The sequence below is a fragment of the Actinospongiicola halichondriae genome, from assembly GCF_049103745.1.
Taxonomy (GTDB): domain Bacteria; phylum Actinomycetota; class Acidimicrobiia; order Acidimicrobiales; family Salinilacustritrichaceae; genus Salinilacustrithrix; species Salinilacustrithrix halichondriae.
Genome location: NZ_CP171622.1, coordinates 1,631,498 through 1,657,883 on the forward strand (window position 1 = coordinate 1,631,498; position 26,386 = coordinate 1,657,883).

Consider the following 26,386-nt stretch of genomic DNA (forward strand, 5'->3'; position numbering starts at 1 on the left):
AATAGTAAGGCGTGACGAAGTGATGTCGATCGACCACCGGCCGCGCTGCCCCCTACGACGGGAGATTCTGCGGCACCCGCCGATGTGGATGTTGGCACAACCCCGAAGGTCTTTTGCGTCGTGAGAGAACTCTCTGAACTCCGATTCGGACCTACCGGACAATGGCGACACGGCCGGTGCACAACGTCGCCGACCGCACACGCAGCGTCGTGATCTACGGTGCGTGTGGGGGAGTGGGTCGTTCGGATCGTTCCCGTCATCGTCGGAGCATTCGGTGACGATGGTGGACTCGTGGACGTCGACGGCTTCGAAGCGTGGCTACGGGACAGGGACCGTGCCGAGCTGGTGTGGCTGATCGGCGCCATCGCTGCCACCACCGACACCCCGGACGGGGAGGTGGAGCGGTTGCGGGCGACGAGGGAGGTCGTCCGACTGCTGCAACGGCGCGGCCGGCGTCGCCAGGCGCGCGAGGCGCAGCACGAGGTGCGCCTCTGCGCCCTGGCGGTGTGCACGGACCGGGGAATACGAGAGGGCGACCGGGCAGGGACCACCCACATGGCGAGGGCCGCGGGCGACGCCGCCCGGGCGCTGGTCGCTGATCCGGACGCCCCGTGCAGCGAGATCCTCATCCGTCCGTTCCTCGGCGCACCGCTGCACCGGGCGGGCTGACGACACCGCGGATCGGCGCGCGCCAGACTGGGCGCATGAGCGACCGCGTCCAGATCGAGATCGACGACGGCGTGGCGGATGTCCGCCTCGACCGGCCAGACAAGATGAATGCGTTGGACACCGCGATGTTCGTCGCCATCGCCGAGGCCGGCGAGCGCGTCGCCAACGATCCGTCGGTCCGTGCCGTCGTGCTGTCGGGCGAAGGTCGGGCGTTCTGCTCCGGTCTCGACTTCTCGAGCTTCCAGGCCATGGCCGGTGCCAGCAACGACGACGCAGACAGTGATGCCGCCGGCGGGTCGGGCGCCGTCTTCGACACCAGCGACCGCATCACCCACCTCGGCCAGCAGGTGGCCCACGTGTGGCAGGAGGTGCCGGTTCCGGTGATCGCCGCGGTCCACGGCGTGGCCCTCGGCGGCGGCTGTCAGATCGCGCTCGGCGCCGACCTGCGCATCTGCACGCCCGATGCACGCTTCAGCGTGCTCGAGATCAAGTGGGGCCTGATCCCCGACATGACCGGCACCTGGATGCTCCCGCGGCTCGTGGGCCTCGACGTCGCCAAGGAACTGACCTTCACCGGCCGCATGGTCGAGGGGACCGAGGCCGTGCAGCTGGGTCTGGCCACGAGGGTGTCCGACGATCCCAAGGCCGCGGCGTTGGCCCTCGCTCGCGAGATCGCCGGCAAGAGCCCCGAGGCCGTCCGAGCAGCGAAGCGTCTGCTGAACGACTCGGGCTCGGTGCCCATCGCCGAGCAGTTCGCCGCCGAGCGCGCCGAGATCGCGGCACTCATCGGCAGCCCGAACCAGGTCGAGGCGGTCATGGCCGGATTCGAGAAGCGCGAGCCGCGGTTCCGCTGACCCGGTGCTGGTCGACGAACTCCGGGAGATCGTCGGGTCGGGTCACGTCCTGACCGATGCCGACCTGCGGGCTCGATTCGAGACCGACTGGACGGGCCGCTTCGTGGGCACCACGCCCGCGGTGGTCCGGCCGGCGTCCACCGAAGAGGTGGCGGCGATCATCGAGGCATGCCGTCGTCACCGCGCGCCCTCGTTCCCCAAGGCGGGAACACCGGCCTCGTGGGTGGTTCCGTCCCGCGCGACGGCGAGGTCGTCGTCTCGACGTCTCGTATGGACGCGATCACCGACGTCGATGTCGATGCCGGGCAGCTCACCGCCGGTGCGGGCGTCACGCTCGCTGCGGTCCAGAACGCCGCGGCGGCCTCCGGATGGCGCTACGGCGTGGACTTCGCTGCGCGCGACAGCGCCACCGTCGGCGGCATGATCGCCACCAATGCCGGTGGCGTGCGGGTGGTGCGCCACGGATCGACGCGACGGCAGGTGCTGGGCATCGAGGCGGTGACCGGCGCAGGTCGGGTCATCAGCCGGCTCGGTGGACTGGTCAAGGACAACACCGGCTACGACCTGGGCGGGCTCTTCTGCGGAAGTGAAGGCACCCTTGGGATCGTGTGTCGGGCTCGGCTCGCCCTCGTCGCACCGACATCCAACTCGGTGACCGCTCTCGTCGGGTTCGACGACGTCGCCGCGGCGATCGGCGCCACCAGTCGACTCCGACGTGGCGTTCCCGGGCTCGAGGCGGTCGAGATGGTCCTGCGCGACGGAGCCGAGATGGTTGCGGCTGTGAGCGGTGTCGACCCGGTGCTCGACCCTGTCCCCGCGGTCCAGTTGGTCGTCGAGGCCGTCGGTCCACCAGATCCGGTCGAGGCGTTGTCGGCAGCGATCGAGTCGCTCCCCGATGTGCGCGGTGTGGCGGTCGCGACCGATGCCGGTCGGTCGGCGGCGCTGTGGCAGGTGCGCGAGGCACACACCGAATCGATCGCTCGGCTCGGGACCCCGCTCAAGTACGACGTCACGCTTCCCGCACCACGGCTCGCCGACTTCTGCGTGTCGATCGGCCACGACGTCGCCGCAGCGTCATCCGGATCGAGGACGTGGATCTTCGGTCACGTCGCCGACGGCAACGTCCACGTCAACGTGACCGGCCACGCACCCGGCGTCGCCGACGCCATCGGCGACGCGGTCTTGTCTGCGGTCCACGCGGCCGGCGGCTCGGTCAGCGCAGAGCACGGCATCGGCACGGCGAAACGGCAATGGCTCGTCGCCAACCGGGGAAGCGACGACGTGGCGACCATGTCGGCGATCGCTGGAGCGCTCGACCCGGATTCGATCTGCAACCCCAACGTGCTTCTGCCGTCGCGCTGACGGTCACATGGCGCGCAGCGTGGTCTTGTCGATCTTGCCGGTCCCGCCCTTGGGCAGTTCGTCGACGATGGTCACGGCCTTCGGGGCCTTGAACGCCGCGAGACGACCGCGGACGTGCGCGATCAGCTCGGCCTCGTCGGTCGACATGCCGGCGTGCAGCGACACCCAGCCGACCGGGACCTCGCCCCACTGCTCGTCCGGGCGGCCGACGACAGCGGCTTCACGCACCGCCGGGTGCGTGGTCAACGCATGTTCGACCTCGGGGCTGGCGATGTTCTCGCCGCCACTGATGATGAGGTCCTTCTTGCGGTCGACGAGGACCAGGTAGCCGTCGGGTCGCACGACCGCGAGGTCGCCGGTGCGCAGCCAGCCGTCGCGCAGGACCTCGGCGGTGGCCTCCGGCGCGTCGAGGTAGCGGTCCATGACGTGGTTGGAGCGGGCACAGACCTCGCCGATCGACGCGCCGTCCCACGGCACCTCGACGTCGCCCGGGCCGAGGACCCGGGCATCGACGCCCACGATCGGCAAGCCCGTGGTGGCCCGTCGCTCGGTCGACGGTGGCTCACCGGGTTTGTCGAGCGATCGGGTGAGCGTGGGGGAGGCCTCGGTCATGCCGTAGCCACAGATGGCGGTGCAGTCGAACGCCGCCTCGACCTCGGCGAGCATCTCCGGCGTCACCGGTGCTCCACCGATCGAGGTCGCCACGACCGGACCACAGTCGGTCGAGCCCATGTCGGGATGGTCGAGCAGCATGCGGATCATCGCCGGCACGCCGAAGATGCGGGTCACGCCGTGGGTCTCGATGAGGCGCAGGACCGTTCCGGCGTCGAACCGGGGGAGCATCACATGGGTGCCACCGAGGCCGGTCAGGTAGTGCGGGGTTCCCCACCCGTTCACGTGGAAGAGCGGCACCAGGTGGATGATGACGTCGTCGCCGGTGATCGAGTTGGTCAACGCGTTGTGGACCGCATGCAGGTAGAGCGAGCGGTGCGTCAGGACGGCGCCCTTGGGCATCCCGGTCGACCCACTGGTGAAGAAGATCTCTGCCGCAGCGTGCTCGTCGACGGTCGGCGGCTCGAGCGGATCGGTGCCCTGCCGGGCGAGTGCCGCCTCGAAGTGGTCGTCGAGGACGACCTGGGCGACCGATCCCCCGGGATCGGGCTGGTCGGGGTGACGGAACAGGACGCGGGCATCGGCCTGTTCGAGGATCGACCGGAGCTCGGCGCCGGACAAGCGGATGTTCAGCGGCAACAGGACCGCGCCGGCCAGGAGCACGCCGTAGTACGCCTCGAGGAGTTCGTGGGTGTTGCCACACAGCCAGGCGACGACGTCGCCGGGCTGTACTCCCAGATCACGAAGCAGGCGGGCCTGCTGATCGCAACGCGTGGCGAACTCGCGGTAGGTCCAGCTGGCGTCTCCGTCGATGACGCCGACTCGATCGGGGAACAGGCGTCGTGCCCGCGTGAGGAAGTCGAGGGGCGTGAGCGGCAGCTCCATCTAGTGCCACATCCCGCGCTCCTCGAGCACCTCCCGCAGGACTGCTGGTCGATCGGTCATGATCCCGTCGACGCCAACGTCGAGCAGCGCTCGCATCTCGTCCGGGTCGTCGATGGTCCACACGTGCACGGCGATGCCGTGGTCGTGGGCGGTGGTGACGAGTTCGGGAGTCGCGAGCGGCCGACCCTTCGGATCGACCGGTGGGATCTGTGCGGCTGCCGAACGGAACGTCACGTTCTCGCCCTGGAAGGCGCGGATCAGGTCGACCATCGCGTCGGGGCCCATCCCGGTGCACAGGCGGGGACCCAGAGCCGAGCGCACGCGTTCGATGCGCTCGTCCGAGAAGGCGCCGATGCACACCCGGTCGATGGCACCCGTCCGGCGGATGGTGTCGACGAGGGGGTCGACCGAGTTGTCGGCCTTCGGGTCGATGTTCACCCGCAGGTCCGGCCACGTGCCGAGGACGTCCTCGAGCAGCGGGATCGGCTCGGTGCCGTCGACGCGGGCCTTCGACACCTCGCTCCAGGGCAGTTCGGCGATCACGCCACTCCGGTCGGTGACCCGATCGAGTCGGTCGTCGTGGAAGGCCACCAGGACGCCATCGCTCGTGGCGTGGACGTCGGTCTCGATGTAGCGGTACCCGAGGCGGACCGCGTGTTCGAAGGCCGGGAGCGTGTTCTCGGGCGCCTCGGACGCCCCGCCCCGATGGGCGAAGGGGATGGGCCCGGGGTGGTCGAGGAATGCGAACGAGGTCATCGCGCGCCGACGGTAGCGTCGGGCGGTGCCCGACGCCTCAGGATCCAGCGGAGCAACCCCGAGCAGTCCGTTCCGACGGGTGTGCGTGTTCTGCGGGTCGTCGTCGGGACGCGATCCTGCGTACGAGGCGGCGGCAGCAGCGACGGGGACGGCACTGGCCTCTCGGGGCATCGTCACCGTCTACGGCGGGGGATCCGCCGGGCTCATGGGTGCGCTGGCGACGGCAGCGCTGGCGGCCGGCGGCCAGGTGATCGGCGTGCTCCCCACCGGGTTGTTCCCCGACGGCGTCACGGCGACACCGCTGCGCGACGGCCACCCCGGCAGCATCGAGATCCTCGAGGTGCCCGACATGCACGCTCGCAAGGCGCAGTTCCACGCGCTCGCCGATGCCTACGTGGTCCTGCCCGGAGGGCTGGGCACCCTGGAGGAGATGGCCGAGGTCGCCACCTGGGCCCAGATCGGTCTGCACGAGAGCCCGATCGGCTTCTTCGACGTCAACGGCTACTTCGGCTCGCTGCTCGACTGGGTCGACCGGGCCGTCGACGACGGCTTCCTCAAGCCGTCGAACCGGGACGCCCTCGTGCGGGCCTCCGACATCGACGATCTCCTCGATCGTCTCGCCGAACGGGAACCAGACCGGTCGTCCAAGTGGATCGATCGGTGACCATCCCGGGCACACCTGGAACACCGGGCACACCGGTCACCGAGCGGCGGATCCAGGTCAGCGCGGTCTCGACGGCGCTGGTCGGGGTCCTCCCGGTGTTCCTGACCGGGGCGTTGGCCGTCCAGATCGGTCGTGACATCGAGCTCGGGCCGTCGCGCCTCGGGATCGCGTCCGGCTCGTTCTTCGCTGCGGCAGCGCTCGGGTCTGCGCTGATGGGACGACTCGCCGAACGCATCGGGCCGGGCACGTCGATGCGCATGTCCGGGATCGTCGCTGCGGTCCTGCTCGCCTTCGTCGCCGCCGTCGAGAGCTATCCGGTCCTCCTCGTGCTCCTGTTCGCGGCCGGGCTGTCGAACGCGCTGGCGCAGGTCGCCGCCAACCTGCTGGTCGCGAAAGGCGTCGCGCCGGAGCGCCAGGGTTGGTCGCTGGCGATGAAACAGGCGGGCGTGCCGGCCGGGACGCTCCTCGGAGGGCTGGCGGTACCGCTGTTGGGCGTCACGGTGGGTTGGCGCTGGGCCTTCGTCGCCGCGGCGTGCGGAGCGATCGCGGCTGCGGTGTCGGTCCCGGTCCATGCCGTGCCCGGCGGAGGGCGAGCAGAGCACCGTCGGCCGGAGGGTGATGTGCCCCTGCGGCCGCTGCTGCTCCTGGCGTTCGCGGTCGGATTCGCGTCGGCTGCCAACGGGTCGCTCGCGACGTTCATGGTGAGCGCCGGGGTCGACGCAGGACTGGGGGAATCGGCAGCGGGGTTCGTCCTGATGGGCGGGTCTGCTGTCGGGATCGCCATGCGACTCCTCGCCGGGCAGCGCGCCGACAAACGTGGAGGTCGGCACCTGCCGGTGGTCTCGGCGCTCTTGGTCGGCGGCGCGATCGGCTACCTGTTCCTCGCTCCCGGCGAGGTGCTCACGCATCTCCTCGGCGCCGCCGTCGCCTTCGGTTCGGGCTGGGCCTGGCCCGGGCTGTTCAACCTCGCGGTGGTGCGTCTCAACCCCTCCGCTCCCGGCGCGGCCACCGGCATCACCCAGACCGGGGTCTACGTCGGGGCGCTCGCCGGCCCGATCCTCTTCGGTCTCGTGGTCGACGCCTGGGGCTACGAGCTCGCCTGGTCGTTGGCGGCCGCATCCTCGGTCGGTTCTGCCATCGGCATGGGATTCGGTCGTCGCCAGATCCTGCAATGGCGCGACGGCTACCGTCCCGCGCCCGCCGTCAGATCGGAGCACTCGTGAATCGTTCCCGCCATCTCCTGCTCGCCCTCGTCGCGACCGTCGCACTGGTCGCTGCTGCATGCGGCGACGACGACGTCGTCGACGGCGCGGCCACGACCACGACGAGCGAGGTCGCCGACGCCAGCACGACCACCGCGGCGCCCGAGCCCCTCACGATCCTGGTGACGAACGACGACGGCATCGGCTCGGCGGGCATCGACGCGGTGGTCACCGCCCTCTCGGCGATGGACGACGTCGAACTCGTGATCGTGGCGCCGGCCGAGAACCAGAGCGGATCGTCCGACACGACCACACCGGAAGGCGTGCCGTCGGCCCCCGGGGCGACCGCGAGCGGTGTCGAGGGCACGGCGGTGTCCGGGTTCCCGGCCGACAGCGTCCTCGTTGCGCTCGACGAACTGGGCGTGGACCCGGACCTGGTCGTGTCCGGCGTGAACCAGGGGCAGAACGTCGGGCCCCTCGCCGCGATCTCGGGCACCGTCGGCGCAGCCCGGACGGCGATCCGGCGCGGTGTCCCGGCGGTGGCCGCGAGCGCCGGGCTGTCCGAGGACACGGACTTCGAGGCCGGCGCAGCGCTCGTGGTGGCGTGGATCACCGAACACCGCGCGGCGATCGCCGACGGTTCGATCGGCGCCGACGCCGTCGTGAGCTTCAACGTCCCCGAGTGCACCGCCGGCGAGATCGGCGACCTCGTCGCCGTCCCGCTCGCGTCCGAGATCCCCGAGGGCGTGAACCCGTTCGAGACCGACTGTTCGGTCGATCCCGCCGACGTCGGACCCGTTGACGACGTCGACGCGATCAGCCAGGGCTATGCGACCGAGACCCTGGTCCCGGCCGAACTCTGAGTCTCAGATGATCCCGGACTCGTGGCCCTGCCAGTACTCGTCCTTGAGCAGGCGCTTGTAGAGCTTCCCCGTCGGGTGACGGGGGAGCTCGTCCCGGAAGTCGATCGAGCGAGGGCACTTCACGTCGGCCAACTTCTCGCGGCAGAAGGCGATGAGCTCGCGCTCCAACTCGGGCGTCCCCTCGACGCCGTCGGCCGGCTGGACGACGGCCTTGACCTCTTCACCGAAGTCCTCGTTCGGGACGCCGAACACCGCGACGTCGAGCACCTTCGGGTGGAGCGCGAGGGCGTTCTCAGCCTCCTGGGGGTAGATGTTCACTCCGCCGGAGATGATCATGTACGCCTTGCGGTCGGTGAGGTAGAGGAAGCCGTCCTCGTCGAGCCGTCCGACGTCGCCGAGCGTCGACCATCCGCGCCCCTTCGGATCGCGTGAGTCCTGCGTCTTGTCCGGATCGTTGTGGTACTCGAACGTCGACGCCGACTCGCCCTCGAAGTAGACCGTGCCGGGCTCGCCGACGGGTACCTCTTCGCCGTCGTCACCGACGATGTGCAACGTGCCGATCAAGGCCTTGCCGACGCTGCCGGGATGCTCCAGCCAGTCGTGCGAGTTCGTGTACACGAACCCGTTGCCCTCGGTGCCGGCGTAGTACTCGTGCAGCACCGGACCCCACCAGTCGATCATCTTCTTCTTGACCTCGACCGGACACGGGGCGGCGGCATGTACGGCGACCTCGAGCGACGACACGTCGTACTTCGCACGCACCTCCTCCGGGAGCTTGAGCATGCGGATGAACATCGTCGGGACCCACTGGCTGAGGGTGACCCCGTACTTCTCGATGAGGGCCAGTGCCTCCTCGGGATCGAAGTGTTCCATCACGACGACCGTCGCTCCGCCCATCTGCGCACCCATGCAGAAGCGCAGCGGGGCAGCGTGGTAGAGCGGCGCCGGTGACAGGTACACCGAGTCCTCGGTGAGGCCGAAGAGCAGGGCCAGCAGGCCGTTGACCGACGTGCCGGCCTCCTCGAGCGGCTGGCTCGGCAGCGGCGGCTTGACGCCCTTGGGGCGCCCGGTCGTGCCGGAGCTGTAGAGCATGTCGGCGCCGGCGATGCGTCCCTCGAGCGGCTCGGGGCTCTGGTCGGCGATGGCGTCCTCGTAGCTGGCGTAGCCGTCGGCGACGCCGTCCATCATCAACCAGGTCTCGACGCCGGCGGCCGCACCGACGACCTTCGTGGCGGCATCCTTCTTGTAGGCCGAGGTGATGAACGCCTTCGCGCCACAGTCGTCGAGGATGTACTGCATCTCGTCGTCGTTGAGACGTGACGACATCGCCGTGTAGTAGAGGCCGGCGTAGTGGCAACCCCAGGCGACCGACAGGAAGCGGGGGTGGTTCTCCATGCAGAACGCGACGTGGTCGCCGGGCTGGAGGCCGACGGAGCGGAACAGACGGCTGAGGCGGTTGGCCTCCTCGTCGAGTTCGGCGAACGTGATGGTCCGCCCGTCGGACGCCATGATCACGGCGGGTCGGTCGGGCGTGGTTGCGGCGATGGCACCGGGGTACATCGAGGTCTCCTGGAGAGGGGTGGGACGGCCTACGAGGGCGAGACCGTACTCCGTCGCCCGAGCGCCATCCCTCAAGCAGCCTTCCCTCGAGCAGTCTGGACGGGAGAGGGCTACGGTGCCCTGACGTGGAGGTGACGGGTGGAAGCCACTGAGCGATTCGCCGACGTCGTCGCCCGCGACCCCGTCCCGCTCGACGAGGCTGCGTTCCTCATCGGGGCCCATGCCGATCCGGACTGCGATGTCGCGGCCGGCCTGGCCCGGCTCGACGCACTGGCCGAATCGGTCGCCGAGCCGTCGTTGGAGGCGCTCCTCGCAGCGTTGTTCGGGACCGGCGCGTTCGTCGGTGACCGGGCGACCTACTACGACGCCCGGAACTCGTATCTCCACGCCGTGCTGGATCGCGGTCGTGGCATCCCGATCACGCTCGCGGTCCTCGCGATGGAGGTCGGTCGACGGGTGGGGGTCGGTCTCGACGGCGTCGGGACACCCGCGCATTTCGTCGTTCGGACCCGGGACCCGGAGGTCCGTTTCGTCGACGTGTTCGGCGGCGGGCGTGTGCTCGACAGAGGGGACTTGGACGAGATGTTCCGGACGCTCGCACCCGGTATCGACATCGGACCGTTCCTGGCACCCTTGGCGCCGCTCGACATCGTGCGCCGCATCCTCGCCAACCTGACCAACATCCACCGCCGCAGCGGCGACCGGGACGCGTTGCTGTGGACCACACAACTGCGCACCGTGGTGCCCGGATCGACGGCCGACGACGAGCGGATCTTCGGCGGAGCGCTGGCCGCGACCGGCGACTTCGCCCGTGCGGCCAAGGTGTTGGAGTCGATCGTCGACGGCGGTCGGGCTTCGGACCCGGAGCGCGAGCTCGCGGAGGCGAGACGACTCCGAGCCCGTCTGAACTGACCCCGGGCGTCAGTCCCGTGGAGCGAGCGCGGCCTCGTCCTCGGTTGCCGGGTCCATCGGGACCGGTCCGTCGTCGAGCAGGTACTTGTGCAGCGCAGCGCCGGCGACCGCCCCGGCGATCGGTGCGACCCAGAACATCCAGAGTTGTTCCATGGCCCAGTCACCCACGAACACCGCCGGCCCGAACGAGCGTGCGGGGTTCACCGACGTGTTGGTCACCGGGATGCTGATGAGGTGGATGAGGGTGAGTCCGAGGCCGATGGCGATGGGTGCCGAGACCCCTCCGGCCAGCGGCGCCTTCTCCCGCGTCGCGCCCAGGATGATCATGAGGAACACGGCGGTCAGGACGAACTCGGTGACGAACCCGGCCAGCGCGCTGTAGCCGTTGGGGGAGTGGTCGGCGAAGCCGTTGGCCGCGAAGCCGCTCTCGGCCAGGTCGAACCCGTCGACGCCGTTGGCCACGACCGCGAGCACCGCGCAGGCGATGACGGCGCCGACGACCTGGGCGATGACATAGGGACCGACGTCCTTCCGGTCCGCCTTGCCCGCGGCGAAGAGACCGATCGTGACCGCCGGGTTGAAGTGACCGCCGGAGATGTGGCCGAGGAAGTAGGCGCCGGTGAGGACGGTGAGTCCGAAGGCGAACGCCACCCCGAGGAAGCCGACGAACTCTCCGGCCAGGACCGCGGTGCCACACCCCCCGAGCACCAACCAGAACGTCCCGACGAGTTCGGCCGTGAGCTTGCGTCCCATGAGGATCCCCCGATGTATCGCCGGACCCGAAGGCACGACGCCCCGATATGTGTACGAAACCCTACGAGCGGCCTCGATCGAGGTGGGGGAACCGGATATTCACTTCGGGTGTCGTCTGCCGCTGGGTACGTTGCCGCTCACTGTCGAGTCGACGAGGAGGTGTGCGTTTCCATGACTGCCATGTGCGATGCCCCATCCGTCGACCGCGCCCCCCGGAGGGCCTGACGTCGCACCTGAGCGTGCGGGCGGTCGTCGATCCACCACCGACCGCATCCTCAGGAGAAACAGTGAACAGCAATCCGAACTGGCTCGTCGACGACCCCGTCGCCGAGCACGAACTCGGCGTCCTCCGTTCGGGCAAGGAGGCCCAGATCGACCTCGTCGAACGGGTCGGCGCCGACGGGCGTACGTGCCTCGTCGCCCGCAAGCGATACCTGCCGCGCTCGGTGAAGTCGAAGGGTGAGCTCGAGGCGATGGGCCTCCAACGTGCCTCGACCTTCCGCCACGACGTCGAGTACCGGGAAGGCAGACAGTTCCGCAAGACCCGAGACCGTCGCGCGGTGGAACAGATGTCGACGTACGGCAAGAAGCTCCTCCAGGACCGGTGGACGAGCCACGAGTACGACGTGATGCGAGCGCTCTGGGAGTCCGGGTGCAGCGTGCCGTACCCGATCTCCTTCGGCGAGGACCGCTTCGACATGGAGTTCGTCGGCGATCGCGAACAGGCCGCCCCGCAACTCGGGCGCGCCCGACTCTCGCGCTCGGAGGTCCGCGATGCCTGGCACGACCTGCTCGACGGCCTCCGCGCGATCACCGCGGCCGGATGGGCTCACGGCGACCTGTCGGCCTACAACCTCCTCTGGTGGGAGGGGCGGCTGTGGTTCATCGACTTCCCCCAGGCCGTCGACATCGCCGCCAATCCCAACGGTGTGGCGTTCCTGCATCGAGACGTCGTGAACGTCTGTGGCTGGTTCTCCCGACAGGGCATCGACGACGACCCCGAGGAGGTCTTCGCCGATCTCCTCGGGGCGGCGTTCGGCTGACTTGACCGAACGGTCAAGTGCGGGCTGAACTGGGGGCATGGCCGTCACCGATGCACCCACCACCGAAGAAGCTCGCGTGGAGGAGGCGATCGACCGCCTCCTCGCCGAGAACCCTCCCGGTGACACGAAGCCCCGGGACTTCCTCGGCGCGCAGTTCGACGCGGGTCTGGCCTGGGTCCACTACGACGAGGGCTTCGGTGGCCTCGGTCTCGCCGCCAAGCACCAGAAGCTGATCAACGAGCGGATCCATGCCGCGGGCGGCCCGATGGCGCAGGCGTTCAACCCCATCGGCCACGGGATGTCGGCGCCGACGATCTACACGCACGGATCCGATGACCAGAAGCGTCGCTACCTGCGGCCCCTGTTCACCGGCGAGGAGATCTGGTGCCAGCTGTTCTCCGAGCCGGGTGCCGGGTCCGACGTCGCCGGCCTGTCGTCTCGTGCGGTGCGTGACGGCGACGAGTGGATCATCAACGGCCAGAAGGTGTGGACCACCCTCGCTCACGTCGCCAGCTTCGGCACGCTCGTGTCACGGAGCGATCCGGAGCAGCCCAAGCACAAGGGTCTGACGCACTTCGTCGTCGACATGAAGGCCCCCGGCGTCGAGGTCCGGCCGCTGCGCCAGATGACCGGCGACGCCGAGTTCAACGAGGTGTACTTCACCGACGTCCGGATCCCGGACGAGGAGCGCCTCGGCGAGGTCGGCGAAGGCTGGCGTGTCGCCATCACCACGCTGATGAACGAGCGGGTGTCGATCGGTGGCGCGATTCCCAAGCGTGGATCCGGAGCGATCGGCGAGGTCCGGCGGGTCTTCGAGGAGCATGTCGCCGCCGACGATGCTGCCCGTCGCGACGAGTTCATGAAGCTGTGGGTGCGTGCCGACGTGACGCGGCTGACCAACATCCGAGCGTCCGGCAACCGCAAGGTCGGCAACCCCGGCCCCGAGGGCTCGGTCGGCAAGCTCGCGAGCGCCGAACTGAACAAGGACCTCTACGCGTTCGCCGTCAACTGCATGGGCCCCGAAGGGCAGCTGTACGGCTCGTACGACATGGAGCAGACCTCGCACACCGGCCTCACGGGCGTGCCGACGACCCAGATCTTCCTGCGCATGCGGGCCAATTCGATCGAGGGCGGCACGACCGAGATCATGAAGAACATCCTCGGCGAGCGCGTCCTGGGTCTTCCCGGTGACATCCGGACCGACAAGGACGTCGCCTGGTCCGAGGTGCCTCGCAACTGATCAGTGGTCGTGGCCGGGTTTCCAGGACCGGCCTTTCTTCTTCTCGGCGTTCTGGCGCTTCGCCTCGAGGCGGCGCCGCTGCGAGCCACGTGTCTTCTTCGTCGGTCGACGGGTCCGTGGAGGTCGCGCGGCCTCGTCGATGAGGTCGCCGAGGCGCTTGCGAGCCAGTTGACGGTTGCGGAACTGCGACCGTGAGTCCGACGACGACGCGCGGACGGTGGCACCGTGCGCGGTCCGCAGGCGCGATCGTACGGCCGACGGGAGGCCGGACGCGTCGACGTCGAGTTCGATGGTCACGGCCGTGTCCGACGTGTTGGCGTGTTGGCCGCCAGGTCCTCCGGAGCGGGTCGCCCACCACGACAGCGCGCTGCCGGCGACGTGGAGTCCGCGGCTCGTCGTGAGGTCGTCGTCACCGGCCATCGTGCGAGTCTGACAGGCGATGCGGAACTCCCGGTCAGGGGTTGCCTCGGGGGTGGGTATCGTCGCAGGGTGATCCCTCGTACCAAGATCGTCGCCACGATCGGACCTGCATCCGACTCCGAAGAGGTCCTGGAGGCGCTGATCCGTGCCGGCGTCGACGTCTGTCGACTCGGCCTGGCGCACGGGACCATCCCCGAGCATCGAGCCCGAATCGCCCGTATCCGAGCGGTGTCCGAGCGGATCGGCCAGCCGGTGGCGATCCTCGGTGACCTCCCCGGTCCCAAGATCCGTATGGGTGCCGTGCTCGACGATGCGGGCATGTTCCTCACCGAGGGTCACCGCTTCGAGGTGTGGCCCGGCCTCGATCCGACGACCGACGATCGTATCCACGTCGACTACGAGCACCTGGTCGAGGACGTCGACGTCGGCGACTCGCTGGTGCTGGGCGACGGCAGTGTCCGGCTCATCACGGTCGACAAGACCGAGACCCATCTCGTCGTCGAGGTCGAACACGGCGGGCGCATCCAGGGCCGGCCGGGTGTGACGCTGCCCTCGGGACGGTTGCGGGTGAGTGTGCCCACCGACGTCGACATCGAGCTGATCGACGCCCTCGCCGACGACCTCGACTTCATCGCTGCCTCGTTCGTCCGCTCGGCCGCGGAGGTCGAGGCCGTGAAGGCCCGTGCCGGGACGGCGTCGGTGGTGGCCAAGATCGAGACCAAGGCCGCGGTCGAGGCGCTCGACGAGATCGTCAACATGTCCGACGCGGTCATGGTCGCTCGCGGCGACCTCGGGAACGAGTGCGACATCGCCGAGGTGCCGCACCTCCAGAAGCAGATCATCCGCCGAGGGGTCGCGTTCGGTGTGCCGGTGATCACCGCCACCCAGATGCTCGAGTCCATGATCCACTCGCCGTCGCCGACACGTGCCGAGGCCACCGACGTGGCCAACGCGGTGTTCGACGGCACGACCGCGGTGATGCTGTCGGCCGAGACCGCCATCGGGCACAACCCGGTGCTGGTGATCAAGACCATGGCGCATCTGTGCGAGCGTGCCGAAGCTGCTGCCGACTACGAGACCTGGGGCGCGTCGCTCGGCCGGATCCAGGGCCAGGTGCAGCTCGACGTCGGGACACGGATCACCGCCGGCATGAGCCACGCGGCATGGCGCCTCGCGACCGAGCTCGAGCTCGACGCCATCATCTCGTGCACCAACTCCGGCTACACGGCTCGAGCGATGTCACGGTTCCGTCCGCCGGGCGTGCTCATCGGGGCCAGTCCGATCCCGCACACGGTCCGCCAGCTCGCCATGGTCTGGGGTACGCAGCCGATGCTGGTCGACCAGTACAAGACCACCGACGAGATGGTCGACCACGCCGTCCATCGGGCGAAGCAACTCGGTTACGTCAAGATCGGCCAGGTCGTCGCCGTGCTGGCCGGTGCTCCGGACGGACTGAATCCGGGCACCACCGACGTGCTGCGGGTCGTGCCGGTGACGTGAGCGGCGCGGAGTGCACCGCCGACGGAGCGGTCTGGCGGACAGAACACGGCGAGGGTCCGACCGTGGTGCTCGTCCACGGGACGATGGACCGCTCGACCAGCTTCGGGCGCGTCGTGCGGGTCCTCGACGAGTTCCGCGTGGTCCGATACGACCGTCGTGGCTACGGACGTTCACTCGGACTCGGGCCGGCAGCGTCGTTCTCGCAGCAGGTCGACGACCTCCTCGACGTGATCGGCGACAGCCCGTCGCCGATCGTGGCCGGGCACTCCTACGGCGGCACCATCGCCCTCGGCGCTGCCGCCCGCGAACCGGACAGGATCTCCGGTGTCGTGGTGTACGAGTGTCCGCTGCCCTGGATGCCGTGGTGGCCGACGCGCAGCGCCGGAGCGAGCGCGGTCGCCGATGCCCCCGACCCAGAGGAGGCGGCAGAGGCGTTCATGCGTCGCATGCTCGGCGACGAGCGCTGGCTCCGGCTGCCTCCGTCGACGCGGGCCGCGCGACGGGCCGAGGGACCGACCTTGGTCGCCGAGATGGGCCACCTCCGCCCGCCATGGCCGCCGCCGTTCGACCTCGCCGACGTCGGTTGTCCGGTGCTGGCGGCCAACGGGTCACTCGGTGTGGCCCACCACGGGCAGTCGGCGCGTGCGGTCGCCGATGGTGTGCCCGACGGACGCCACGTCGAGGTCGACGGAGCCACACACGGTGTCCACCTGAGTCACCCGTCGGCGTTCGCCGACCTGATCCGTTCGATGCGGTCGACCATCCCGACCGGCTGACCGCGATCGCTCGGACCTGACCTCAGGTGCCGGTGCGGGGGAGCTTGGCGTTGCACGCAGGGATCGTGGTGTCGAACCCCGCCAGTCGGCATTCGCAGGTCTGCGTGCACTCGGTGATGTTGTCGCGCTCGATGACGATGAACAGGCCGGCGAGGACCACGATGCCCAACAGCACGAGGCGCGTCATGGTCCTGGTGATCAGTCGTGCGATCAGGAGGGCGAGGATCACGCACACGATGACCGCGAGGATCGGGCTGTTCTCACGCGCGAAGTCCTCGAAGGGAGCCGCCGCCAGGATCATCCGCACGCTTGGAGGGTACTGCAGCCCGATGGGGCGGTGTGACGGCACGCCCATAGGCTCCGTGCCATGTCACAGAACGTGAACCTCTCGGCCAGCGGACCTCCCGAAACCGTCCTCGACGCCGAGCCGGCCGACGCCCTCGAGCGCCTGGCTGCGGCCGAGGCACTCGATCCAGGGGAGCAGCACGCAGCGGTCGCCGCTGTCGTTGCCGACCACCCCCGCTGCCTCCTCGCATGGGCGTTGCTCGGCGAGACGGCGCGAGACGACGTCGAGGCGTACGCCGCATTCCGTGTCGGCTACCACCGTGGCCTCGACCGACTCCGTGCCAACGGGTGGCGCGGTTCGGGGTACGTCCGCTGGGCGCATCGCGAGAACCAGGGGTTCCTTCGTTCGCTCGACGGACTCCGTCGGATGGCCGAGGCGATCGGTGAACAGGACGAGGCCGAGCGGTGCCTGCAGTTCCTGGCGCAACTGGATCCCTCGACCCGACCGGGCTGATCGCGATGGGGGGCCGTCGATGTCGCGGGGTGCCGGCGTTGCTGTTGGCGCTCGTCGTCGCGGTCGCGGCGTGTGGTGGCGACGGGGCCGAACTCGATCGGGCGGGTACGACGGCGTCGTCGACCGTGCCTCCGATCTCGGAGTCGTCCACCGTGCCCGATGGCGGCACGAGCCCCGACGGCGGTGTCCCCGACACCGAGGGCGGTTCGCCGTCTCCCGGGCCGGACTCGACGCCGACCGCTCCGTCGACCTCGACCCCGGTCTCGGCTCCCGGCCGGATGTCGGTGCCGCGTGAAGGCGCGGTCGGGGCGTTCGGCCCCTGGTACCTGCGCGCTGATCAGGCCGACAGCATCGTCCTCGAGGTGCGCTCCCAGAGCGGTGCCGAACCCGAGGCCGCGACCGTCGACCGCATCCGGTCGTTGCTGGCGCAGACGTCGGGCAAGACGGTGACGTTGCAGGGCGGGTCGGTCCCGGGTGGAGCGCGGCAGTGGACACCGTCAGCCATCGTCGCCGAAGCCGACCGCACCGGTCCGGCGCAGGGGGCCGATGCCGCGGTCCTGACCCTCCTGTTCGTGCACGGCGGACTCGCCGACGCCGATCAGACCGTCGGCGTGGCCGTCCGGTCCGATGTCGCCGCGGTCTTCTCCGATCGCGTCGACGAGGCTGCTGGGCCGCTGGTCGCGTCCACGCGTGTCGAGGCTGCCGTCACCACCCACGAGGTCGGACACCTCCTCGGTCTCGTCGACCTCGTGCTCGCCACCGGCCGGGCCGACCCCGAACACCCGGGGCACTCGGCGAGTCGCGGGTCGGTCATGTACTACGCGGTCGAGTCGACCCTGGTCGGCGATCTCCTGACGGGTGGTCCACCCACGGACTTCGACGAAGCCGACATCGCCGACCTCCGCGCGATCGCCGGCCGCTGACCCCCATCCGTTCTGGTGAACGTCCGTGCCACGTGGTGGTGTCATCCGTTCACCAGAACGGGTGGGGGGCGGGGAGTGGCGGAGGGTCGACGCGGCAGGGGAGCGCAAGTTCCTAGTCTCCCGACATGAGCAAACCGACCTTTCCCGACTCGTCCATGCCCGTCGACGAGGTGCTCGCCACCATCACGGCCCGGCGTGACCGCGACGCCAACTGGCGCGGGGGCCGGACCTTCAGCCTCGTGTACCACCCCGATGACGAGGATCTCGATCGACTGCACGAGGCGGTCGCGAGCGAGTACCTCCACGAGAACGCGCTCAACCCGTTCGCGTTCCCGAGTCTGACCGAGATGGAGGGCGAGGTCATCGAGTGGGGTTCCGCCCTCATGAACGGGCCCGGCCACGGCCGCCTGACCAGCGGCGGGACGGAGTCGATCTTCCTCGCCGTCCAGACGATGCGCGATCACGCTCGGACCGAGCGCGGCATCGCCGAACCGACACTCCTCACCGCCGCGACCGCGCATCCGGCCTTCGCCAAGGCCTGCAAGTACCTCGACGTCGAGCAGGTCCGCGTGCCGGTGCTCGCCGACGGCCGCGCCGATGTGGATGCCATGATCGCCGCCATCGACGACCGCACGGCCATGGTCGTGGGATCGTCTCCTTGCTATCCGTACGGCGTCATCGACGACATCCCGCCGCTCGCGGCAGCCGCGAAGGAAGCCGGCATCCTCTGTCACGTCGACGCCTGTCTGGGCGGGTTTCTCCTGCCGTTCTGGGAGCGCATCGGCGAGGACGTTCCTCCCTGGGACTTCCGAGTGGACGGCGTGACGTCGATGTCCGCCGACATCCACAAGTACGGCTGGACCTTCAAGGGCGCGTCGCTCGTGCTCTACCGCGACAAGGGCCTACTGGCGAAGCAGTTCTTCCTCTACGACGACTGGCCCGGCGGGCTCTACGGGTCGGCCACCACCGCCGGTACACGCGCTGCGTCTCCGATCGCTGCGGCGTGGGCGACCATCCGGCATCTGGGTGAGCCCGGCTACGTGGCCCTCGCCGAGACGCTGCGCGACACGGTGCGGGCGTTCCGCGACGGCATCACCGCCATCGACGGGCTGGCGCTGACGCACGAGCCCGACATGTCGTTGTTCGAGTTCGCCGCCGATCCTGCACTGGGCGACGACGCGCCGGACATCGGCGCGGTCGGCGACGTGATGGACGATCGCGGATGGCACCTCGACCGCCAGCAGGGCGGGTTGCACCTCATGCTGTGGCCGTTCCACGCCAACGTCGTCGACGCCTTCCTCGAGGACCTCCGTGAGGCCGTCGCCGAACACGGCGAGAGCCGGGGCAAGGCCGCGAGCTACGGCGGTATCGCCGACACGTGAGTGCGACGAGCGCCTTCGACGGTGCCGTGCTCTGCGGCGGCGCCAGCCGGCGCATGGGGTCGGACAAGGCGCTCGTCACCGTCGACGGGGTCGCCATGGCGTGCCGTGTCGCACATGCGCTGCAGGAGGCCGGAGCGGGCAACGTGGTCGCCGTCGGAGGCGACCACGTCGCCCTCGGCGAACTCGGACTCGATCTCGTCGCCGATCGGTGGCCGGGCGAGGGACCCCTGGGTGGGGTGATCTCCGCCCTCCGCGCGCCTGGGCCCCAGGATCTCGTCGCGGTGTTGAGCTGCGATCTCCTCGACCCGGATCCTGCGGCCGTCCGCCGGCTCGTCGCCAGTCTCTCCGAGACCGGCGTCGACGGCGTGTTCCCGAGGGTCGACGGCCGTCCCCAGTGGACCCATGGCGTGTGGCGCCGCCGGGTGGCCGGGGTCCTGGAGGCGATCTTCTCGTCCGGGGAACGGTCGGTGTACGGCGCCGTCCACGGCCTCGAGATCGGCTTCGTCGACGAGGGCGACCGACGCCCCTTCGACGACGCCGATCACCCCTCGGATCTGCCGGATCGGCCCTGAGGTCCGGACGCGGGCCGTCGGTTGCGTACGATCTCCGTCGTGGACATCCCCGCGATCGACGTCGAAACCCTGTCGGACAAGCTCGAGGCCGGCCTCCCCGTCTTCGACGTGCGTCAGCCGGACGAGTACGAGGAGGCGCATGCACCCGGCGTGGTGCTGGTCCCGCTCGACCAGGTGCCCGACCGTGTGGCGGAGTTCCCGACCGACGGCGAGGTCTACGTGATCTGCAAGTCCGGTGGGCGCAGCGCCAAGGCGGTCGAGTTCCTCCGAGCGAAGGGCGTCGACGCCGTCAACGTCGCCGGCGGCACCATGGCCTGGATCGAGGCGGGCAAGCCGGTCGAGTCCGGCGCCTGAGTCGACGTCTTGACGAACGCCCGCTGGGTCGACACCGACGACGCCCTCGCCGATCTCATCGGCACCCTCACCGCGGAGCCGCGGGTGGGGATCGACACCGAGTTCCATCGCGAACGGACCTATTGGCCGGTCTGTGCACTGGTGCAGGTGTCGTGGTCGGGGGGTCGTGCCCTGATCGACCCGATCGACATCGACCTCCGGCCCTTCGGCGACGTGCTCCGTGGCCGGACCATCGTCATGCACGCCGCCGGCCAGGACCTCGAGGTCTTCCGCCGCTCGGTCGGCGTGCTGCCCGACGATCTCTTCGACACCCAGGTCGCCGCATCGTTCCTCGGGATGAGCTCGATCGGGCTCGCCCCGCTCGTGAAGAAGCTGCTCGACGTCGATCTAGCGAAGGGCGACCGTCTGACCGACTGGCTCGAACGCCCGCTGCCACCGGGCGCGCTCGCCTACGCCGAGGCCGACGTGCTCCACCTCTTCGACCTCCATGACATGTTGGGCGAGTCGCTCGAGGCCCGGAACCGGCTCGGGTGGGTCGCCAACGAGTGCGATGCCATGGTCGAGAAGGCGTTGGTCGACAACGACCCGGACACGGCCTGGTGGCGGGTGAAGGAGGCCCGACGTCTCCGAGGTCGCGCTGCCGCCATCGCCCAGGAGGTGGCCCGGTGGCGTGAAGCTCATGCCGCGGAGACCGACCGTCCGCTGCGCTCGGTCCTCCCGGACCTCGCGCTCGCCGGCGTCGCCCAGCGACCACCGAAGTCGGTCGATGCGCTGACCAAGATCCGCGGTCTCCGTGACCGAGGGATCCCCAAGGCCGTCCGTGGCGACCTCATGGATGCGATCGCCCGGGGGAGCGACCTCGACCTCGATCTGGTCCGGTTCCCCGAGGCGACGCCGGTTCCGGCCGACGTTCGCGGTGCGGTTCCGCTGCTGACCTCGTGGGTCTCCCAGCGCGCACGGGAGCTGGAGCTCGATCCCGCCGTCCTCGCGACTCGGAGGGATCTCGAGGACTTCCTGCGGGACGACCCCGACAGCCGTCTCAACTCCGGCTGGCGGGCCGAGGCGCTCGCGGCCGACATCGAGGCACTTCTGGACGGTCGATCGGCCCTCTCGTTCGAGCGTGGCGTGGGTCTCGTGCTCCGTCCGGAGCAGTCGACCTGAACCCCGGTCGCGGATCGAGCGGTCCGGCCCGATAGATTCAGTCCTGCCTGGGAGTGTCCGGAACGATCGGCGCTACACTGGCTCGCTCACAAGCCCCCACCGAGTCGGGAGCACGCCCGTGAAAAGGGTCGACATCGCCGTTTCGAAGAAGCCCGTGCGCTCAAGCGTTCGGACACCGGGATTGACATCTCGGACATTTTCGAAGAGAAGCCGCCAGAACCGTGCGACGAGTGCGGGGCCAAGCCCGGCGCGTCCCACGCCGGGTGGTGCATGGCCGACGCGGACGACTACTAGGCCGATGCCCCTCCGCCCACGCGCGTCGTGGGTCGGGGTGCCGCTTCGTTCCAGCGTCTGATCACTAGGGTCGCTCCGACATGCATCTGCGCGCCTGGGGGTTGGTGCTGGTCCTGCTCGCTCCGGCGTGCGGCACCAGCAGCCGGGATCTGGCGATCGAGCGCGCCCCGGATGCCGTCACGACCTCGAGCACCGTGGAGCCGACGACCACGAGCGTCCCCTCGCCTCCCGAGAGCTTGGCGGCACCGGCCGCGCCCGTGCCCTCGACCTCGACATCGTCATCGTCTCCCAGCGTGGAGTCGGTGCCGGTCGCGCCCGGGACCGTGGAGCCCTACCGAGGGCTCGGGGCATGGCTCGACCGCTACGACTGGTCGGTCGAGTGGGCGGGCCCGAACGGTTCGCCCGTCGGGGTGGAGGCCATCGACCACATGGCGGCGGAGGGCGTCCAGACGCTCTACATCCAGACCAGCTACTGGGAGGACGACGTCGGGGTGATCGAGCCCGAACGCCTCGGCGCCATCCTCTCGCGAGCCCGTGACCACGGCATCGCCGTCGTGGGGTGGTACCTCCCGGCGTTCGTGGACCCCGCGAAGGATCTCGAGCACATCATGGCGATGGCCGCACTCGGGATCGAAGGCGTGGCGATCGACATCGAGGGGACCCAGGTCGACGATGTCGAGGAGCGGAGCCGCCGCCTGGTGGCCCTCTCGGCCGAGTTGCGTCGTCGGCTTCCCGGTCAGGCGATCGGTGGCATCGTCCTCGAACCGGTGCTCATCGAGGACCTCAGCGCCACGTACTGGCCCGACTTCCCGTGGACCGAGATCGAGCCGTACTACGACGTGTGGATGCCGATGGCCTACTGGACGAACCGCGTCGGTGAGTGGCGGTCCGCCTATCGCTACACGGCGACCAACATCGCCCGCGTGCGCTCGAACCTGGGTGACGAGGATGCGATGGTCCACCCGATCGGCGGCGTCGGCACCGACTCGACGGCACAGGACCTCGAGGAGATGCTGCAGGCATCGGCGGAGCACGGGGCGATCGGCGGGAGCATCTACGACTACGCGACCAGTCGTCCGGAGTTCTGGGACGTCCTGCGCGGCTTCCGCAACGGCTGACGTCGGCCTCAGAGCCCGTCGCGGGTGATCGCCGCGTCGATCGCGCTGGTCAGGTCGCCGCGGTTGCGCACGATGGTGGTGCCGTCGTGGGACGGCAGTCCGCCGGGCACGTCGAGGCGGGTGGCGCCGACGAAGAGCCCGTAGCGGCTGGTCTCGGATCGAGTAGCCAGCGCCGGATGGTGGAACCGCACCGGCCCGCCCACCACCTCACGGTCGACCACGAGCAGCGCCGGCACCCGGACCCCTCGCGCCTCGAGGTGGTCGATGGCGGCCACGAAGAGATCGTGGCGAGCGGTGGTGACCGCGTTGCAGAACAACCGGATGGTCGACACGTCGAGCGGTTCGGCGGCGCGGGCGAGCATCGCCGCGACGGGGCGATAGGCGCGTCGTCGAGGGTCGTGGCGCACCCGACGCTGTGATCGCCTGGTCGACCGACCGCTCTGTACGTCGATGAGCGTCCGATGGTCGAGGAACCGTTGGGCGAGGTCGGCATGGCGTCGGGCATCGACGAGCAGGGATGCCTGTGCGAGTTCGTCGTCGTCGTCGCTGAGGAACTGCTCGACATCGCGGCCACCGCGCACGATCGCCCCCAGCGCAGCCACCAGGAGTCGGTTCTCGGGGGTGTCGTGGGCTCGGCTAACCGTGGAACACACGAAGACCCCGGGATCCCCGGCGGACGACGACCGTGCAGCCATCGTCTCGGACCACAGGATCGGGCCCCGGATCTCGCCGGCACAGCGTTCCGGCACCGAGATGGTGGAGATCGACAGGTTCCGGATCAGCTGCGGCATCGCGGAGAGGAGCGCAGTGGCCTCGTCGCTGCCGGCGGTCGCCGCCCCGATGACCTGTCGTGCGGTGCGCCGCGGAACCCCGACGAGCGCCTCGATCGCGCCGTGAGGATCGACCGGTCGGCGGATCCGGTTCCAGATCCGGTCGAGCGACGCCTCGGCCGACCCGGTCGGGCCACCCTGCCCGCGCGGCCGGTTGTCGATTCCGGCCCCCGCATGGGGGCGTCCCTCGGAGGGGAGGTCGCTCACAGGGCGAGCTCGACGCCCAACACGTCGGCGATCGTTCGCCGGACCTCGATCTGCTCCGGCTCGTCGAGCATCGGGCTGATCGTCCGGTACAGCGACGTCGCCTCGTAGTCGTCCGCGCCCTCGAGCTGGGGGAGGAAGTAGCTGTAGAAGGTCTCGTAGAGCAGACGGGAGCGGGTGACATCGTCGCGCGCCCGTCGGTCGGCGAACCGCGCCGCGTCGAGATACACGGCTGGTCCGAGATCGCGGAATCGCCGGAGCAGCAGGAGGTCGGTCACCACGTCGTGGTGCGGGGCGAGGAGCTCCTCGAAGACCTCGTGCGACGGCGACGTGACCTCCACGAACGCGAATCGTCGCATCAGGGCGTACGACATCTCGAAGAGCAGGTTCTTGTCGAAGACGTTCATGGTGGCGATGATCCGCCACGACGCCGGAACCCGGATGACATCGGTCTCCGGTGGGGCCTCGACCCCCGCGGGCACGAGTGCGACGGGCTCGGATCGGCCGGCCCGCTTGAAGGGCAGGACGGCGCTCTGGCCGGACAGGACCGTGAAGAGCTGGCCGAACGCCCGGTCGAAGTTCGAGCGGTTCAACTCGTCGATGACCAGCCATCGCCCGCTCTCGAGCGCTTCGACGAACATGCCCGGACGGAACAGGAGACCCTCCGACGAGGGCTGGAAGCCGCCGATGGTCTCGAACGTGGTCCACTCGGTCGTGGCGGTCGTGGGCAGGAAGCCGGTGCAGAGCATCGACTGCTGTGCCACTTCGGCGGCGAGGAACGACAGCGTCGTCTTCCCCGTGCCGGGAGGACCGGTCAGGATCACGTGCTTGCCGGCGTCGATCGAGGCCACCAGCTGGTCGATCACCTGACTGGGGATCCGCAGTCCGGCCTTGCGGGCTGCTTCGGAGAGCGTGGCCGTCGAGAAGTTCATCGATCAGTCCTCCTGTCTCGCCCTCGAGCCCAGAACCGGGTGCGGTAGTGGGATCCAGTTCCGTCGCTCCTCGAGGTGATCGACGAGGAGGCGGTAGGCGGTGTCGCCGACCATCTCGACGATCTCGTCGCGGAGCACCTCGTACGTCGGCTGCGCCGCGACGAAGGCCGACGAGTCATCGGTGCACCACCAATGGAACTCCTGGCCACCTTCGCCCCAGTCGCGCCGCTTCCACTCACGCAACGTCGACGTGACGTGCCCGTGGTCGTCGGTCGACTCCTCGAGTCGGAGCGGGAGTTGCCAGCACACGTCCGGCTTCCAGTCGAGGGGGCGCTCGCCGGCCTCGAGGGCGGCGAGATGGAGCGAGCAGCCGGCCCCGGCGTGGAAGTCGGGCCGGTTGAGCATGATGCAGGCGCCGTCGTGCACGCGGGTGACCCACTGGCCGCTCTTCGTCTGGCGGGTCGCACCCTTCTTGGCCGCCTTGCCCTTGAGTTGCCACTGGTCGTCGGTCAGGGAGTCGATGAGTCGGCTGATGCCCTCGTGGTCGTCGTCGTCGACGAAGTGGGCCCCGTAGCTGCAGCAACCGTGTTCCAGCTCGGGCGCGGGTTCGGTGAGCACTCCCTGGCAGCCCTGTCCGTAGATGCACGTCCAGTTGCTGGTCAGGAAGGTGACGTCGAACACCCAGGTCCGGTGCTCGTCCGGGTCCTCGAACGCGATGAACTCGTGGAGGTCCTCGAGATCGGTGTGCTTCGGTGCCATGTGCTCGCTCTCGGCCGTCGGACGCGGCAGGCTACCCCGGGCGTCCGGGACCGTCTGTAGGCCGAAATGCCACACTCTCGGGATGTCCGGAATGTCTGCACACGGCGGCCGTGCCCGCTACGAGGACCTGTGCGTCCAACTCGAGAACGTCGGCGAGGCACTCACCGACCGCTCGATCGACATCTTGCAGTCGGCGCTGGAGGCCGGCGCCCCGGAACACCCCGGCGAGGAGAAGCAACTGGCCAAGGCCCAACGCGCCGTCGGCAAGGCGCTCCAGATCCTGCGGGCGCTCGACGAGTCCGGCTGAGGGCGCAGGGCCGTCGCCCGGGCTCAGCCGAAGGGGCGCCGCTCGCCGTAGGTGTTCCAGCTGGTGACCTTCTCGGCCGGACGGCGCGGTGGTGTCCCGAACCGGCCGACGGGTCGGCCCACGGGCACCAGGGCGACGATGTCGTGGTGGGCCTTGATGCCGCAGATGGCTTTGATCTCGTCCTCGTAGACCTTGACGAGGGTCGTGAGCGTCGTCCCCAGCCCGATGTCGCGTGCCGCGAGCAGGAAGTTCTGCACCGCCGGGAAGATCGACGCCTCGAGTCGTCCGATCTCGATGGGTCCCTCGTCGTCACTGAGGATGTTCGGATACGGCGTCAGGACGAACAACACGAGCGGCGTGTCGGCGAGGTGATCGGCAAGATGACGCGTGAGTGCAGCGCCCCGGGCCCAGGACGCCTCGGCCGCAGCGTCGTCGGTCGGCGGCCGCATGGCTTCGACCGCGTCCATGTATCGCGAGGTCGCCCGCTGCATCACGGCAGCGACCCGCTCACGCTGCTCGGGATCCGTGAGCACGACGAACTGCCATGGCTGCACGTTGCCCCCGTTCGGCGCCTGGACGGCGGCGCGGAGGCAGTGTTCGATCTCGGCGTCGGTCACCGGTGGATCGTTGGTGAGGCGGCGCATCGACCTCGTCGTCATGATTGCGTCGTAGAGCTCCAT

At 69.6% G+C, this 26,386-nt stretch carries 29 protein-coding genes; 19 read left to right on the top strand and 10 right to left on the bottom strand.

Annotated features, from left to right (window positions below; genetic code table 11):
* Positions 1-225: 225 nt before the first annotated feature.
* The 3 genes from AB8619_RS07980 to AB8619_RS07990 all read left to right on the top strand — a co-directional run bounded on the left by AB8619_RS07980 (position 226) and on the right by AB8619_RS07990 (position 2,885).
* A complete protein-coding gene (locus AB8619_RS07980; protein WP_436795933.1) occupies positions 226-669 on the top strand; it encodes a hypothetical protein in 444 nt (147 codons plus the stop codon).
* Between the two features lie 35 nt (positions 670-704).
* Positions 705-1,523 carry a crotonase/enoyl-CoA hydratase family protein gene (locus AB8619_RS07985; RefSeq protein ID WP_436795934.1) on the top strand — a complete coding sequence of 273 codons (819 nt, stop codon included), beginning with the start codon at positions 705-707 and terminating at the stop codon, positions 1,521-1,523.
* Between the two features lie 168 nt (positions 1,524-1,691).
* Entirely contained in the window at positions 1,692-2,885 is a 1,194-nt protein-coding gene (locus tag AB8619_RS07990) for an FAD-binding oxidoreductase (RefSeq protein ID WP_436795935.1), read from the top strand.
* Between the two features lie 3 nt (positions 2,886-2,888).
* Here the strand turns inward: AB8619_RS07990 and AB8619_RS07995 are convergent, their stop codons facing one another.
* The gene (locus tag AB8619_RS07995) at positions 2,889-4,382 is read right to left on the bottom strand and encodes an AMP-binding protein (protein ID WP_436795936.1); all 1,494 of its coding nucleotides are present in this window, start codon (positions 4,380-4,382) and stop codon (positions 2,889-2,891) included.
* Complete coding sequence (locus tag AB8619_RS08000) at positions 4,383-5,138, bottom strand: glycerophosphodiester phosphodiesterase (RefSeq protein WP_436795937.1); 756 nt, start codon at positions 5,136-5,138, stop codon at positions 4,383-4,385.
* A 25-nt stretch (positions 5,139-5,163) separates the two neighbouring features.
* On the opposite strand from AB8619_RS08000, the gene AB8619_RS08005 reads away from it, so the two are divergent.
* From AB8619_RS08005 to AB8619_RS08015, 3 genes are read left to right on the top strand one after another with little or no spacing between them, the layout of a single operon-like run.
* The gene (locus AB8619_RS08005; protein WP_436795938.1) at positions 5,164-5,802 is read left to right on the top strand and encodes a TIGR00730 family Rossman fold protein; all 639 of its coding nucleotides are present in this window, start codon (positions 5,164-5,166) and stop codon (positions 5,800-5,802) included.
* Positions 5,799-7,025 (top strand): MFS transporter, encoded by a 1,227-nt coding sequence (locus AB8619_RS08010; protein WP_436795939.1) that lies wholly within the window; start codon positions 5,799-5,801, stop codon positions 7,023-7,025. Before AB8619_RS08005 ends, AB8619_RS08010 begins: the two co-directional genes overlap by 4 nt.
* Entirely contained in the window at positions 7,022-7,867 is an 846-nt protein-coding gene (locus AB8619_RS08015) for a 5'/3'-nucleotidase SurE (protein WP_436795940.1), read from the top strand. The genes AB8619_RS08010 and AB8619_RS08015 overlap by 4 nt, the downstream gene beginning before the upstream one ends.
* Before the next feature lie 3 nt (positions 7,868-7,870).
* On the opposite strand, the gene AB8619_RS08020 is transcribed toward AB8619_RS08015, so the two are convergent.
* Positions 7,871-9,427, bottom strand: a complete 1,557-nt coding sequence (locus tag AB8619_RS08020; RefSeq protein WP_436795941.1) for an AMP-binding protein — start codon at positions 9,425-9,427, stop codon at positions 7,871-7,873.
* 138 nt (positions 9,428-9,565) lie between these two features.
* On the opposite strand from AB8619_RS08020, the gene AB8619_RS08025 reads away from it, so the two are divergent.
* Positions 9,566-10,339 (top strand): transglutaminase family protein, encoded by a 774-nt coding sequence (locus tag AB8619_RS08025; RefSeq protein ID WP_436795942.1) that lies wholly within the window; start codon positions 9,566-9,568, stop codon positions 10,337-10,339.
* A 9-nt stretch (positions 10,340-10,348) separates the two neighbouring features.
* On the opposite strand, the gene aqpZ is transcribed toward AB8619_RS08025, so the two are convergent.
* Entirely contained in the window at positions 10,349-11,092 is a 744-nt protein-coding gene (aqpZ, locus tag AB8619_RS08030) for an aquaporin Z (protein ID WP_436795943.1), read from the bottom strand.
* A 287-nt stretch (positions 11,093-11,379) separates the two neighbouring features.
* Between aqpZ and AB8619_RS08035 the strand changes: the two genes are divergently transcribed.
* Positions 11,380-12,135, top strand: a complete 756-nt coding sequence (locus AB8619_RS08035; RefSeq protein WP_436795944.1) for an RIO1 family regulatory kinase/ATPase domain-containing protein — start codon at positions 11,380-11,382, stop codon at positions 12,133-12,135.
* Positions 12,136-12,172: 37 nt separating this feature from the next.
* Positions 12,173-13,375: an acyl-CoA dehydrogenase family protein gene (locus AB8619_RS08040; RefSeq protein WP_436795945.1), complete on the top strand. Its 1,203-nt coding sequence runs from the start codon at positions 12,173-12,175 to the stop codon at positions 13,373-13,375.
* Here the strand turns inward: AB8619_RS08040 and arfB are convergent, their stop codons facing one another.
* Positions 13,376-13,795, bottom strand: a complete 420-nt coding sequence (gene arfB / locus AB8619_RS08045; RefSeq protein WP_436795946.1) for an alternative ribosome rescue aminoacyl-tRNA hydrolase ArfB — start codon at positions 13,793-13,795, stop codon at positions 13,376-13,378.
* A gap of 69 nt (positions 13,796-13,864) precedes the next feature.
* On the opposite strand from arfB, the gene pyk reads away from it, so the two are divergent.
* Positions 13,865-15,295 (top strand): pyruvate kinase, encoded by a 1,431-nt coding sequence (pyk, locus tag AB8619_RS08050; protein WP_436795947.1) that lies wholly within the window; start codon positions 13,865-13,867, stop codon positions 15,293-15,295.
* The gene (locus tag AB8619_RS08055; protein ID WP_436795948.1) at positions 15,292-16,071 is read left to right on the top strand and encodes an alpha/beta fold hydrolase; all 780 of its coding nucleotides are present in this window, start codon (positions 15,292-15,294) and stop codon (positions 16,069-16,071) included. Before pyk ends, AB8619_RS08055 begins: the two co-directional genes overlap by 4 nt.
* Positions 16,072-16,093: 22 nt before the next feature.
* Here the strand turns inward: AB8619_RS08055 and AB8619_RS08060 are convergent, their stop codons facing one another.
* The gene (locus AB8619_RS08060) at positions 16,094-16,378 is read right to left on the bottom strand and encodes a hypothetical protein (RefSeq protein ID WP_436795949.1); all 285 of its coding nucleotides are present in this window, start codon (positions 16,376-16,378) and stop codon (positions 16,094-16,096) included.
* A gap of 60 nt (positions 16,379-16,438) precedes the next feature.
* On the opposite strand from AB8619_RS08060, the gene AB8619_RS08065 reads away from it, so the two are divergent.
* From AB8619_RS08065 to AB8619_RS08095, 7 genes are all read left to right on the top strand, one after another.
* A complete protein-coding gene (locus AB8619_RS08065; RefSeq protein WP_436795950.1) occupies positions 16,439-16,870 on the top strand; it encodes a DUF3151 domain-containing protein in 432 nt (143 codons plus the stop codon).
* 29 nt (positions 16,871-16,899) lie between these two features.
* On the top strand, positions 16,900-17,793 hold the full coding sequence (locus AB8619_RS08070) for a hypothetical protein (protein WP_436795951.1): 894 nt from the start codon (positions 16,900-16,902) through the stop codon (positions 17,791-17,793).
* A 125-nt stretch (positions 17,794-17,918) separates the two neighbouring features.
* Positions 17,919-19,175 (top strand): pyridoxal phosphate-dependent decarboxylase family protein, encoded by a 1,257-nt coding sequence (locus AB8619_RS08075; RefSeq protein WP_436795952.1) that lies wholly within the window; start codon positions 17,919-17,921, stop codon positions 19,173-19,175.
* Positions 19,172-19,747, top strand: a complete 576-nt coding sequence (mobA, locus tag AB8619_RS08080) for a molybdenum cofactor guanylyltransferase (RefSeq protein ID WP_436795953.1) — start codon at positions 19,172-19,174, stop codon at positions 19,745-19,747. Before AB8619_RS08075 ends, mobA begins: the two co-directional genes overlap by 4 nt.
* Positions 19,748-19,786: 39 nt before the next feature.
* Positions 19,787-20,101: a rhodanese-like domain-containing protein gene (locus tag AB8619_RS08085; RefSeq protein WP_436795954.1), complete on the top strand. Its 315-nt coding sequence runs from the start codon at positions 19,787-19,789 to the stop codon at positions 20,099-20,101.
* Positions 20,102-20,110: 9 nt separating this feature from the next.
* Positions 20,111-21,262, top strand: coding sequence for a ribonuclease D (locus AB8619_RS08090; protein ID WP_436795955.1), 1,152 nt, complete (start codon positions 20,111-20,113; stop codon positions 21,260-21,262).
* A gap of 374 nt (positions 21,263-21,636) precedes the next feature.
* Positions 21,637-22,674, top strand: coding sequence for a hypothetical protein (locus tag AB8619_RS08095; RefSeq protein WP_436795956.1), 1,038 nt, complete (start codon positions 21,637-21,639; stop codon positions 22,672-22,674).
* A gap of 8 nt (positions 22,675-22,682) precedes the next feature.
* On the opposite strand, the gene AB8619_RS08100 is transcribed toward AB8619_RS08095, so the two are convergent.
* The 3 genes from AB8619_RS08100 to AB8619_RS08110 are packed head-to-tail and all read right to left on the bottom strand — an operon-like array spanning position 22,683 to position 25,399.
* Entirely contained in the window at positions 22,683-23,711 is a 1,029-nt protein-coding gene (locus tag AB8619_RS08100; RefSeq protein ID WP_436795957.1) for a hypothetical protein, read from the bottom strand.
* Positions 23,708-24,640, bottom strand: a complete 933-nt coding sequence (locus AB8619_RS08105; RefSeq protein ID WP_436795958.1) for an AAA family ATPase — start codon at positions 24,638-24,640, stop codon at positions 23,708-23,710. The genes AB8619_RS08100 and AB8619_RS08105 overlap by 4 nt, the downstream gene beginning before the upstream one ends.
* A gap of 3 nt (positions 24,641-24,643) precedes the next feature.
* Entirely contained in the window at positions 24,644-25,399 is a 756-nt protein-coding gene (locus AB8619_RS08110) for a hypothetical protein (protein ID WP_436795959.1), read from the bottom strand.
* Positions 25,400-25,481: 82 nt separating this feature from the next.
* Here AB8619_RS08110 and AB8619_RS08115 point away from each other — a divergent pair, with 82 nt between their 5' ends.
* On the top strand, positions 25,482-25,706 hold the full coding sequence (locus AB8619_RS08115) for a hypothetical protein (RefSeq protein ID WP_436795960.1): 225 nt from the start codon (positions 25,482-25,484) through the stop codon (positions 25,704-25,706).
* Between the two features lie 23 nt (positions 25,707-25,729).
* Here the strand turns inward: AB8619_RS08115 and AB8619_RS08120 are convergent, their stop codons facing one another.
* Entirely contained in the window at positions 25,730-26,386 is a 657-nt protein-coding gene (locus AB8619_RS08120; protein WP_436795961.1) for a nitroreductase family protein, read from the bottom strand.

What these genes read in the sequence shown, in the direction of transcription:
- AB8619_RS08110 (WP_436795959.1), bottom strand. Translation starts at nt 25,399, where the DNA reads ATGGCACCGAAGCACACCGATCTCGAGGACCTCCACGAGTTCATCGCG.
- aqpZ (WP_436795943.1), bottom strand. Translation starts at nt 11,092, where the DNA reads ATGGGACGCAAGCTCACGGCCGAACTCGTCGGGACGTTCTGGTTGGTG.
- AB8619_RS08120 (WP_436795961.1), bottom strand. Translation starts at nt 26,386, where the DNA reads ATGGAGCTCTACGACGCAATCATGACGACGAGGTCGATGCGCCGCCTC.
- AB8619_RS08065 (WP_436795950.1), top strand. Translation starts at nt 16,439, where the DNA reads ATGTCACAGAACGTGAACCTCTCGGCCAGCGGACCTCCCGAAACCGTC.
- AB8619_RS08095 (WP_436795956.1), top strand. Translation starts at nt 21,637, where the DNA reads ATGCATCTGCGCGCCTGGGGGTTGGTGCTGGTCCTGCTCGCTCCGGCG.
- AB8619_RS08115 (WP_436795960.1), top strand. Translation starts at nt 25,482, where the DNA reads ATGTCCGGAATGTCTGCACACGGCGGCCGTGCCCGCTACGAGGACCTG.
- arfB (WP_436795946.1), bottom strand. Translation starts at nt 13,795, where the DNA reads ATGGCCGGTGACGACGACCTCACGACGAGCCGCGGACTCCACGTCGCC.
- AB8619_RS08105 (WP_436795958.1), bottom strand. Translation starts at nt 24,640, where the DNA reads ATGAACTTCTCGACGGCCACGCTCTCCGAAGCAGCCCGCAAGGCCGGA.
- AB8619_RS08020 (WP_436795941.1), bottom strand. Translation starts at nt 9,427, where the DNA reads ATGTACCCCGGTGCCATCGCCGCAACCACGCCCGACCGACCCGCCGTG.
- AB8619_RS08000 (WP_436795937.1), bottom strand. Translation starts at nt 5,138, where the DNA reads ATGACCTCGTTCGCATTCCTCGACCACCCCGGGCCCATCCCCTTCGCC.
- AB8619_RS08040 (WP_436795945.1), top strand. Translation starts at nt 12,173, where the DNA reads ATGGCCGTCACCGATGCACCCACCACCGAAGAAGCTCGCGTGGAGGAG.
- AB8619_RS07995 (WP_436795936.1), bottom strand. Translation starts at nt 4,382, where the DNA reads ATGGAGCTGCCGCTCACGCCCCTCGACTTCCTCACGCGGGCACGACGC.
- AB8619_RS08075 (WP_436795952.1), top strand. Translation starts at nt 17,919, where the DNA reads ATGAGCAAACCGACCTTTCCCGACTCGTCCATGCCCGTCGACGAGGTG.
- AB8619_RS07985 (WP_436795934.1), top strand. Translation starts at nt 705, where the DNA reads ATGAGCGACCGCGTCCAGATCGAGATCGACGACGGCGTGGCGGATGTC.
- AB8619_RS07990 (WP_436795935.1), top strand. Translation starts at nt 1,692, where the DNA reads ATGCCGTCGTCACCGCGCGCCCTCGTTCCCCAAGGCGGGAACACCGGC.